The sequence below is a fragment of the Chimaeribacter coloradensis genome (assembly GCF_002858715.1).
GTDB lineage: Bacteria > Pseudomonadota > Gammaproteobacteria > Enterobacterales > Enterobacteriaceae > Chimaeribacter > Chimaeribacter coloradensis.
Map to the genome: position 1 here is coordinate 55,557 of NZ_PJZH01000020.1, position 11,430 is coordinate 66,986.

Genomic DNA, 11,430 nt, shown 5'->3' on the forward strand with positions numbered 1-11,430 from the left:
GGAAAAGAGCCGGTGGACAAGCCCCGATCACTCGGCATCGTAACCCAGATTGGGTGCCAGCCAGCGCTCAGCTTCCGCTACCGGCATCCCTTTACGTTGGGCGTAATCTTCCACCTGGTCACGCTGGATCTGGGCCACGGCGAAGTATTTGCTTTCCGGGTGGCTGAAGTACCAGCCGGAAACGGCTGCCCCCGGCCACATGGCGTAGGATTCGGTGAGCTTCATGCCGGTGTGCTTCTCCACCTCCAGCAACTGCCAGATCTGCGCCTTTTCCGTGTGCTCGGGGCAGGCCGGGTAGCCGGGTGCCGGGCGGATGCCCTGGTAATTCTCCCGGATCAGCGCCTCGTTGCTCAGGTTTTCATTCGGCGCATAACCCCAGTACACCTTACGCACCCGCTCGTGCAGGTACTCAGCGAACGCCTCTGCCAGCCGGTCTGCCAGCGCTTTCACCATGATTTTATTGTAATCATCATGCCGGGCGTCATAGGCCGCGGCCAGCACGTCCTCCTCCAGCCCGGCGGTGACGGCAAAGGCACCGAGGTAGTCCCGCTTGCCGCTGGTTTTCGGGGCGACAAAATCCGCCAGGCAGTAGTTGGGGAAATCGCTCTTTTCGGTTTGCTGGCGCAGGTGGTGGCTTACCAGCAGCACCTCATCGCGGCGCTCATCACGGTAGATCGCTACGTCGTCCCCGATGCGGTTGGCCGGGAACAGCCCCACCACGCCGCGCGGCGCCAGGGCGTTATTGGCGGCCAGGCTGTCCAGCATGGCGTTGGCATCGGCAAACAGGCGCGTTGCCTCCTCCCCGATGACCTCATCCTCCAGGATGCGCGGATATTTGCCGGCCAGCGACCAGGTCATAAAGAACGGCGTCCAGTCGATGTAGTTACGCAGGGTCTCAATGCCGACGCTGACCGTCTGCACGCCCAGGCGGTGCGCCACCGGCGGGGTGTAATCGTCCCAGTCCAGCGCCAGCGCGTTCTCCCGCGCCGCCGCCAGCGTCACCGGCGGAGTGCGCGGCTTTTTGCGCCCATGCTGGATGCGCACCGTCTCATACTCTTTGCGGGTACGTGCCACGAAGCCGTCACGCTGGGACTCAGAAAGCAGCGCCGATACCACGCCCACGGTGCGCGAGGCGTTCTGCACATAGACCGTCGGCCCGCTGTAGTTCTGCTCGATCTTCACCGCAGTATGCGCTTTTGAGGTGGTGGCCCCGCCAATCAGCAGCGGCAAGGTAAAGCCCTGGCGCTGCATCTCTTTGGCAACGTTGACCATCTCATCCAGCGACGGCGTAATCAGCCCTGAGAGGCCGATAATATCCACCTTCTCCTCACGCGCGGTTTTCAGGATCTTGTCGGTGGGCACCATCACGCCCAGATCGATGATTTCATAGTTATTACACTGCAACACCACGCCGACGATGTTTTTGCCGATGTCGTGCACATCCCCTTTGACCGTCGCCAGCAGGATCTTGCCGTTGGTGCTGCCCTTCTGTTTACTGGCCTCAATGTACGGCTCGAGATAGGCGACCGCCTGCTTCATTACGCGGGCGGACTTCACCACCTGCGGCAGGAACATTTTGCCCTCGCCGAACAGGTCGCCCACCACGTTCATGCCGTCCATCAGCGGGCCTTCAATCACTTCGATTGGCCGCCCGGCCGCCTGCCGCGCCTCTTCGGTATCCAGCTCAATAAACTCAGTGATGCCTTTTACCAGTGAATATTCCAGCCGCTTGTTCACCGGCCAGGCGCGCCACTCCGCCTGCACGCCGGTTGTTTCGCCGCCCCCTTTATTGCCGCGGTATTTTTCCGCCAGCCCGAGCAGCCGCTCGGTGCTGTCGGCACGGCGGTTCAGCACCACATCTTCCACCGCATCCCGTAATTCAGCCGGCAAATCGTCATAGATCGCCAACTGCCCGGCGTTCACGATCCCCATGTCCATGCCGTTGCGGATGGCGTGGTAGAGGAAAACGGCGTGGATTGCCTCGCGTACCGGGTCATTGCCGCGGAACGAGAAAGAGACGTTAGAGACGCCGCCGGAGATCAGCGCGTGCGGCAATTCGGCTTTGATGTCACTGCACGCACCGATGAAGTCCACCGCGTAGTTGTTGTGCTCCTCGATGCCGGTGGCGACGGCGAAGATGTTCGGGTCGAAGATGATGTCTTCCGGCGGGAAACCGACCTGTTCAGTCAGGATCTGGTAGGCGCGGCGGCAGATTTCAATTTTGCGCGCGCGGGTGTCTGCCTGGCCCTCTTCATCAAACGCCATCACCACCACTGCCGCGCCGTAGCGCCGCACCAATTTCGCGTGGTGGATAAAGGCCGCCTCGCCCTCTTTCATCGAGATGGAGTTAACGATGCCTTTGCCCTGAATACACTTCAGCCCTTTCTCAATCACCTCCCATTTGGAGGAGTCGATCATGATCGGCACGCGGGCGATGTCCGGCTCACCGGCGATCAGGTTGAGGAAACGCACCATCGCCGCTTCGGCGTCCAGCATGCCTTCATCCATATTGATGTCGATGATCTGCGCGCCGCTCTCGACCTGCTGGCGCGCCACGTCCAGCGCCTCAGCATATTTCTCCTCTTTGATCAGCCGCTTGAAACGCGCCGAACCGGTGACGTTGGTGCGCTCGCCGACGTTCACAAACAGGGTGTTGGCATCAATGGTCAGCGGCTCCAGCCCGGCCAGGCGGCAGGCCACCGGAATCACCGGCAACGGGCGCGGGGTGACGCCCTCCACCGCGCGGGCAATGGCGGCGATGTGCTGTGGCGTGGTGCCGCAACAGCCGCCGACAATATTCAGGAACCCTGACCGGGCCCATTCGCCAATCTGCGCGGCCATCTCCCCGGCATCCAGATCGTATTCGCCAAAGGCGTTCGGCAGCCCGGCGTTGGGGTGGGCGGTCACGTAGCATTCGGCCATGCGCGACAGCTCCTGCACATACTGGCGCAGTTCGCCCGGCCCCAGCGCACAGTTGAGGCCAAAAGAGAGCGGCCGCACATGGCGCAGCGAGTTATAGAAGGCTTCAGTGGTCTGGCCCGACAGCGTGCGGCCGGAGGCATCGGTGATGGTGCCGGAGATCATCACCGGCAGCTCTACCCCCAGCGCCTCAAACTCACTCTCCACCGCAAAGGTGGCGGCTTTGGCATTCAGGGTGTCGAATACGGTTTCAATCATGATCAGATCGACACCGCCTTCGATCAGCGCGCGGGTGGATTCCCGGTAAGCGGCCACCAGCTGGTCAAACGTGATGTTACGGAAGGCGGGGTCGTTGACGTCGGGCGAAATGGAGGCGGTACGGTTGGTGGGGCCAAGCACCCCGGCCACGTAACGCGGCTTCTCCAGGGTGCGCGCCGTCCACTCGTCAGCGCAGATCCGCGCTAGCCGGGCCGCTTCGTAGTTAATTTCCGCGGAGAAGGACGCCATATGGTAATCAGCCATCGCGATGGGGGTGGCGTTGAAGGTATTGGTTTCGAGAATATCCGCCCCGGCCTCCAGGTAGCCGTAATGGATGGCGGTGATCACCTCCGGCCGCGTCAGCACCAGCAGGTCATTATTTCCTTTCAGGTCACTTTGCCAGCCGGCAAACCGTTCGCCCCGGTAATCCGCCTCTTCCAGCCGGTAACTCTGGATCATGGTGCCCATACCGCCATCCAGCACCAAAATACGTTGGGCAAGCTGCGCGCGCAGCGCTTCTGTTCGATGTGTCACTGTAACCTCAACCTCACCTTTCACCGGACGGCCGGCCCGGAACCTGTATGCGATGGCGCACCTGACGGCGTGCTGAAAAATCAGACAACCGCCATCCTAACACAAGTTTTTCTGCCGCCATCACCCGCCATACTGAGACTTTTTCAGCCATAGCCGCTGACTCATCGGATGAGCAAAGCGGAGGCTTGTCCGCCATACTGATGAAATGAAAATAACTTCCATGTTTTCCCTTTCGCCCTCTTGATAAAGGATTTCGCCATGGTGACGTCACCCCCTGCTAAACGCGGCAAAAAGCCCCGCACTGCGGCTTCTACCCCGGCGGCCACCGGCCAGGTACAGTCACTGACCCGTGGGCTGACACTGCTGGAATATATTGCCGCCTCACACGGCAGTGTGGCGCTGACTGACCTCGCCCAGCAGGCGGGGCTGCCGAACTCCACCACCCACCGCCTGTTGACCACCATGCAGCAGCAAGGCTTTGTGCGGCAGGTAGGCGACCTGGGGTTATGGACCATCGGTACGCACGCCTTTGTGGTCGGCAGCAGTTTTTTGCAGAGCCGCAACCTGCTGGCGATGGTGCACCCGGTGCTGCGCTCGCTGATGGAGGAGTCCGGTGAGACGGTGAACCTGGCCGTGTTCGATCACAGCGATTCGCAGGTCATTATCATCGATCAGGTGCAGTGCAACGCGCTGATGCGCATGTCCGCGCCGATTGGCGGCAAACTGCCGCTGCACGCTTCCGGCGCGGGTAAAGCGTTTCTGTCGACCCTGCCCGAAGAGCGCGTGGTGGCACTGCTGCATAAAACCGGTTTGCACAGCTATACGCCGCGCACCCTGACCGCGCCGGCCAACTTGCGGCAGGCACTGGCAGAGACCCGCAAGCGCGGCTACGCCTTCGATGATGAGGAACATGCGCTCGGCCTGCGCTGTGTGGCAGCCTGCATTTTTGACGAGCACCATGACGCTCACGCCGCGATCTCTATCTCCGGGCCGGTGTCCCGTATTACAGATGAGCGCGTGACGGAACTGGGTGCGCTGGTGATCCATGCCGCCAAAGAGGTGACGCAGGCCTATGGCGGCATGCGCGGGTAATCCTCCGCGGGCCGCTGGCTGAAGCGCCGGCTGCGGGGATAAGCGAACACATCCTCACTGTGGCCGCTGCGGATCCGCTGTTGCAGGGCGCGCCAGTATGCGGCGCTGAACAGCTCAGCGTGCAGCTCCTCAAACAGCGCCCGGGTGCGGCTATCGCTGCAGAGGAAGTGGCGGAACTCCTCCGGGAAGACATCATTAGGCGCGACGCTGTACCACGGCTCCGCCGCCAGCTCCTCCTCCGGATAGCGTGCTGCGGGGATGTCGCGGAAATTAACCTCCGTCATGTAGCAGATTTCGTCATAGTCATAAAACACCACGCGCGCGTGGCGGGTGACGCCGAAATTCTTGAACAGCATATCGCCGGGGAAGATATTGGCCGCAGCCAACTGCTTGATGGCGTTGCCATACTCCTCAATGGCGTTCCGTTGCTCTGCTTCATCCGCCTGCGCCAGGTAGAGGTTCAGCGGCGTCATGCGCCGCTCCATATACAGATGGCGGATCAGCAGCTGATCCCCCAGATCTTCCAGCTTCTCCGGCACCTCATGCCGGAGTGCAGCCAGCAGCGCCGGGGAAACAGCGGCCTTGTCGATCACAAAGTTTTCATACTCCTGGGTGTCAGCCATGCGGCCGACCCGGTCATGTTCCTTTACCAACTGGTAACAGGCGCGAACCCGTGCCGCGCTTACCTCTTTAGGCGGCGCAAACCGATCCTTAATCACTTTGAATACCCGGTCAAACGAGGGCAGCGTGAACACCAGCATCACCATACCCGGCACGCCGGGGGCGATGATGAACGGCTCATTATGCCGGGCCATAAACGCCAGGTATTCGCGGTAGTATTCGGTTTTGCCATGCTTCTGGCAGCCGATTGCCGTGTAAAGCTCCGCCGTGCTTTTGCCTGGCAGAATCTCATGCAGCCACGCCACCAGCGCCGCCGGGAACGGGGCGTACACCATAAAATAGGCGCGGGCAAAACCAAACACGATGCTGGCGTCATCCTCCCCCGTCAGGCAGGTATCAACAAACAGCCGCCCCGCGCCGCTGCGGTGAATGGGTAACAGAAAGGGCGTAACGCGATTTGCCATTCTGATCTTGCCCACCAGCCACGCCGCTTTGTTGCGGTAAAACAGCTCGTTGGCAATCTCAAACCGCGCATCTGCCAGCGCCGGGGCACCAAACTGGCGCACTATGACCTGTTCAATCGCCTGCACATCCCGCGGCAGATCTTCCCATAACAGGCGCAGCGGCAGGTCGCTGAGCAGCCTGTGCAGCATCCCCGCGATGCCCCGCTCCGGCCTGATATGCCGGTCAAGCGGCCTGGGAAGAGGGTGAAACTGCGCCGGGGGCTGCGAACTGAAGATAAACAGCTTATCCGGCGTCAGCCCCCGGTGCTGGAAAAGGCGGCAGTAAACGGAGTTAAAGAAGCTTTCTGCGATCTCATAACGCGGGTAGTCCGGTAACAGCCCGGTATAGAGGGTTTTAATCCGGCTGATAAATGCCGCATCGTGGACGCGCGGCCCGGCGATGCACGTCAGCTGCGCGACGACCAGGCCGACGTGATGGTCATAGAGATGGATGCGCTGCTTCATCGCCTGCTGTACGGCGGGCCAGTCTGCCTTTTCGAAACGCTGCTGCGCGCCGGCGGTTATCTCCAGAAAACGGCCATACTGGGCATCAAACCCCTGAAGAATGGTCTGTGCAATCAATGTTTCCATCGCGCTGCCCTCGCTGCCCGGCAAGCGGCGCGGTTGCCCGCCCCGCTGCGCCTCAGAATTGCTGCTCTTCCGTAGAACCGGTCAGCGCCGTCACAGAGGAGCTGCCGCCCTGAATCACCGTCGTGACCTTGTCAAAATAGCCGGTGCCGACCTCCTGCTGATGGGCGGCAAAAGTGTAGCCCCGTGCACCGGCCTCAAACTCCGGCTGCTGCACTTTATCCACGTAATGCTTCATGCCCTCTCCCTGCGCGTAGGCATGGGCCAGGTCGAACATGTTGAACCACATGCTGTGGATACCCGCCAGGGTGATGAACTGATAGACATACCCCATCTCTGCCAGCGCATCCTGAAAGCGGGCGATGGTGGCGTCATCCAGGTTTTTCTTCCAGTTGAACGACGGGGAGCAGTTGTATGCCAGCAGCTTGCCGGGGAAACGGGCGTGGATGGCGTCGGCAAATTTACGGGCAGCGGCCAGATCCGGCGTAGAGGTTTCGCACCATACCAGATCGGCGTAGGGCGCATAGGCCAGCCCACGGCTGATCGCCTGTTCGATACCGGCATGGGTACAGAAGAAGCCCTCCGGCGTGCGTTTCCCCGTCAGGAACCGGCTGTCTTCAGGGTCGCAATCAGAGGTCAGCAGATCGGCAGCATCGGCGTCAGTGCGGGCCACCAACAGCGTCGGCACCCCCAGCACATCGGCCGCCAGCCGCGCCGCCACCAGTTTCTGCACGGCTTCCCGGGTCGGCACCAGCACTTTTCCGCCCATGTGGCCGCACTTCTTCACCGCGGCGAGCTGGTCCTCAAAATGTACCGCCGCGGCTCCGGCTTCAATCATCGCTTTCATCAGCTCAAACGCGTTCAACACCCCGCCGAACCCCGCCTCGGCATCGGCCACAATCGGCAGGAAATAGTCGGTGTAGCCCTGGTCCCCCGGCCCGATGCCCTTTGCCCACTGAATCTGATCCGCACGGCGGAACGTGTTATTGATGCGTTTTACCACGGCCGGAACAGAATCCACCGGATAGAGTGACTGGTCAGGATACATGGCGGAGGCGCTGTTGGCGTCTGCCGCAACCTGCCACCCGGAGAGGTAGATCGCCTCAAGCCCGGCTTTGGCCTGTTGCAGCGCCTGCCCGCCGGTCAGCGCGCCCAGACAATTGACATAGCCTTTGCGTGCTTCGCCATGCAGCAGCTTCCATAACTTTTCGGCACCCAGTTGCGCCAGCGTGCAGGCCGGGTTGACGGAGCCCCGCAGGGCAATAACCTCTTCAGCCCGATAAGGGCGGGTGATGCCGTGCCAGCGTGGCGCTTTCCACTGTTGTTCAAGTGCATCGATCTGTTGGTGACGGGAGAGAATCATAGCAGCGATCCTTATATCAATGGGCGTGGGGGTTCAGGCCAGCAAGGCATAACCGGGCAGGGTCAGGAAATCGATGAGTTCATCCTGGGTAGTGATCTGCTCCATCAGGTTCGCGGCTTCGGTAAAACGGCCGTGGCTGAAGCGTTGCTCTCCCACTTCCTGTTGAATCGTGTGCAACTCCTCGGCCAGCATCTGCCGGAACAGGGCTTTAGTGACGACACGACCATCACTCAGGCTTTTCTGGTGGTGAATCCACTGCCAGATGGACGTCCGGGAAATTTCAGCCGTGGCCGCATCCTCCATCAGGCCATAAATGGGTACGCAGCCATTGCCGCTGATCCAGGCTTCAATGTATTGCACTGCGACCCGGATATTGGCGCGCATTCCCTGCTCCGTGCGCTCGCCGGGGCAAGGGGCCAGCAGGTCGTCGGCCGTGATCGGGGCATCCTGCCCGCGCAGGACATCCAGCTGGTTAGGCCGGTTTCCCAATGCCTGATCGAACACGGCATTCACCGTGTCAGCCAGGCCGGGATGGGCAATCCAGGTGCCGTCGTGGCCATTGGCAGCTTCGCGCATTTTGTCTGCCCTGACCCTCTCCAATACTGCGGCATTTTTCTCAGGATCTTTGCTGGGGATGAAGGCCGCCATGCCGCCCATCGCAAAGGCACCGCGGCGGTGACAGGTGTTGATCAACAGCCTTGAGTAGGCGTCCAGGAAGGGCTGGTCCATCGTAACCGACTGACGGTCCGGCAGGGCGCGATCGCTGTGGTTTTTCAATGTTTTGATATAGCTGAAGATATAATCCCACCGGCCGCAATTCAGCCCGACAATATGATCGCGCAGGGCGTAGAGAATCTCATCCATCTGGAATACGGCCGGGAGCGTCTCAATTAATACGGTGGCTTTGATGGTGCCGCGCGGCAGAGAGAAGCGATCTTCCGTCACGCTGAACACCCGGCTCCACCAGGCGGCTTCCTGCCAGGACTGCATTTTTGGCAGATAAAAATAGGGCCCGCTGCCTTTTGCCAGCAATGCCTGATGGTTATGAAAAAAGTAGAGAGCAAAATCAAACAGGCTGGCCGGGATGGCTTCGCCTTGCCACTGCACATGCCTTTCCGGCAGGTGGAGCCCCCGCACCCGGCAAATTAATACCGCCGGTTCGGGCTTCAGCTGATAGATCTTCCCGTTGTCATGGGTATAGGAGATCGTCCCATTAACGGCATCACGCAGTGCGATCTGCCCATCGATCACTTTTTCCCAGCTTGGGGCCAGTGAGTCTTCAAAGTCTGCCATGAAAACATTCACGTCAGCATTCAGGGCATTAATCACCATTTTGCGCTCAACCGGCCCGGTAATTTCAACCCGGCGGTTTTGCAGATCCTGAGGGATGCCGCGGATTGACCAGGCTTTCTGCCTGATGGAAAGCGTTTCCGGAGCAAAATCAGGTAACTTGCCTGCATCAATTTCTTGCTGCCGGCGCTGGCGTGCATTGAGCAGCTCGTTCCGCTGGGAAGTAAATTCGCTGACCAGTTCCGTCATAAACCGGATGGCCGGCTCTGTCAGAACGATCTGTTCATTGTCGTGAAACGGTTGGGTAAAGCTGAGATCCGGGCTTAACGTGGGTTGATTCATCACCTTCTCCTGCATCTGTATCAGAGACATTGCTAAGGCTTACGCGCCGGGACAGCAAACCCGTTCGTGTGATTACCGGACGATCCCTGGTCAGGGTGGTTAAGAGTACGCCGGTCATATTGAGCATAATTCAACCTCATAAAAAATCAAAAACGATTTCCATTTTATTTATTACGTACGGAAAGTGCCTTCCAAACCAGCGTGTTAAACGACAAGTTGATACAAAGAAATTAAGAAGTACACCTCAGAAATGCTAAAAGGGGGGAAATGCTCATGGGATCAAAGCGGGATCAGGTGAGATCAGAATCAGGGAGAGGAAAATGAAAAACGGCAGCCTGAGGGCTGCCGTTCTGGCGTGGAATTAATCTAATGTCGGGTTCATCTGGCGCAGATCAAACGGTGTGATCTGGTAAACGTAATAGTTCAGCCAGTTGGAGAACAGCAGATGCCCGTGGCTGCGCCAGCTCGCCTTTGGCGGTAAATCGGGGTTGTCTTGGGGGAAATAGTTGACCGGCAGTGTCGGTGACAGGCCTGCAGCCACATCCCGCAGGTATTCTCCGCCCAGTGTCCCGGCATCATACTCCGGATGGCCGGTAACAAACGCCATACGCTTATCTTTGGTGGCAAACAGGTAAGGCCCTGTCTCTTCTGACTCTGCCAGGATATCCAGGTCAGGCACCGCATGGAGTACATCTGCAGGGAAATCAGCATAACGGGAGTGCGGAGCCAGGAAGGTTTCATCAAACCCACGCGTCAGTAAGGCGTGGGGCTGAAGCGTCTGGTGCTGGTAAACACCGGACAACTTTACGTCACGCGTCATTTTCGGGATGCCGTACAACACATTCAGCGCAGCCTGCACCGCCCAGCAAACAAACAAGGTGGAAGTCACATGCTCTTTGGCCCAATGCACAATACGTTCGATTTGCGGCCAGTAAGCGACATCATTGAAGTCAACCAGCCCCAGCGGCGCACCTGTCACAATCAGGCCATCGAAGTTTTCATGCTGGATATCTTCGAAGTCGCAATAGAAGTTATTGAGATGCTCAGCAGGTGTGTTTTTAGACTCACGACTATCAATACGCAGGAGTTGAATATCGATCTGCAGGGGCGAATTGGAAAGCAGCCGCAGAAACTGATTCTCAGTTTCGATCTTTTTCGGCATCAGATTAAGCACCAGAACCTTCAAAGGACGGATCTCTTGTGTCTTTGCACGGGAAGAGGTCATTACAAAAACGTTCTCTTCACGCAAAAAATTCACGGCTGGCAACTCATCCGGAACCCGAATCGGCATAACTTTTATCCTCACAGCATACGTTTAAACGTTTAGACTTCTAGATGCCCGAAGATAGCGGTTTCTGCCCAGATTGTCGAGTCTTCATGCAATAGATGAAAATGTTTCACTGCCTGGTGCATAAGGGAACGCGTTTAACCCCTGCAGATGAGCGTAAATACGCCTTTAAATGAGCAAAAAGAGAACAGAAAAGGGAAGTTTGGGATGTAAAAAGGGAAAGTGAAGAGAAGAAATGTCGACAAGGCGAGGCAGTTTAGCCGTTATAACAAAAGAAAAAGCCTCATACTTTCGTATGAGGCTTCATCTCTGTTTGATGCCTGGCAGTTCCCTACTCTCGCATGGGGAGACCCCACACTACCATCGGCGCTACGGCGTTTCACTTCTGAGTTCGGCATGGGGTCAGGTGGGACCACCGCGCTAGTGCCGCCAGGCAAATTCTTTATTTGCCGAACTCTAACCGCTTAAAAACTGGTGCTGATACCCAGAGTCGAACTGGGGACCTCACCCTTACCAAGGGTGCGCTCTACCAACTGAGCCATATCAGCACACTTAATTTGATGCCTGGCAGTTCCCTACTCTCGCATGGGGAGACCCCACACTACCATCGGCGCTACGGCGTTTCACTTCTG

Annotated in this window: 6 protein-coding genes, 1 tRNA gene and 1 rRNA gene; 1 reads left to right on the forward strand and 7 read right to left on the reverse strand. The window is 58.7% G+C overall.

Going from position 1 to position 11,430, the window contains the following annotated elements; translation table 11 throughout:
• Positions 1-27 precede the first annotated feature (27 nt).
• Positions 28-3,711, reverse strand: coding sequence for a methionine synthase (gene metH, locus CYR32_RS16035; protein WP_101826171.1), 3,684 nt, complete (start codon positions 3,709-3,711; stop codon positions 28-30).
• Between the two features lie 258 nt (positions 3,712-3,969).
• Between metH and iclR the strand changes: the two genes are divergently transcribed.
• Positions 3,970-4,803, forward strand: a complete 834-nt coding sequence (iclR, locus tag CYR32_RS16040) for a glyoxylate bypass operon transcriptional repressor IclR (RefSeq protein WP_101826165.1) — start codon at positions 3,970-3,972, stop codon at positions 4,801-4,803.
• Here iclR and aceK read toward each other — a convergent pair.
• The 6 genes from aceK to CYR32_RS16070 form a co-directional block, all read right to left on the reverse strand.
• Positions 4,782-6,518, reverse strand: a complete 1,737-nt coding sequence (gene aceK, locus CYR32_RS16045; protein ID WP_101826172.1) for a bifunctional isocitrate dehydrogenase kinase/phosphatase — start codon at positions 6,516-6,518, stop codon at positions 4,782-4,784. The two genes, iclR and aceK, sit on opposite strands and share 22 nt — an antisense overlap.
• Before the next feature lie 52 nt (positions 6,519-6,570).
• The gene (gene aceA / locus CYR32_RS16050; RefSeq protein ID WP_175578826.1) at positions 6,571-7,875 is read right to left on the reverse strand and encodes an isocitrate lyase; all 1,305 of its coding nucleotides are present in this window, start codon (positions 7,873-7,875) and stop codon (positions 6,571-6,573) included.
• A 36-nt stretch (positions 7,876-7,911) separates the two neighbouring features.
• Complete coding sequence (gene aceB, locus CYR32_RS16055) at positions 7,912-9,513, reverse strand: malate synthase A (RefSeq protein ID WP_101826173.1); 1,602 nt, start codon at positions 9,511-9,513, stop codon at positions 7,912-7,914.
• Between the two features lie 358 nt (positions 9,514-9,871).
• On the reverse strand, positions 9,872-10,801 hold the full coding sequence (metA, locus tag CYR32_RS16060) for a homoserine O-acetyltransferase MetA (RefSeq protein WP_101826167.1): 930 nt from the start codon (positions 10,799-10,801) through the stop codon (positions 9,872-9,874).
• Between the two features lie 315 nt (positions 10,802-11,116).
• A 5S ribosomal RNA gene (gene rrf / locus CYR32_RS16065) occupies positions 11,117-11,232 on the reverse strand.
• Positions 11,233-11,270: 38 nt separating this feature from the next.
• Positions 11,271-11,346 (reverse strand) — tRNA-Thr (locus CYR32_RS16070).
• Positions 11,347-11,430: the final 84 nt, after the last annotated feature.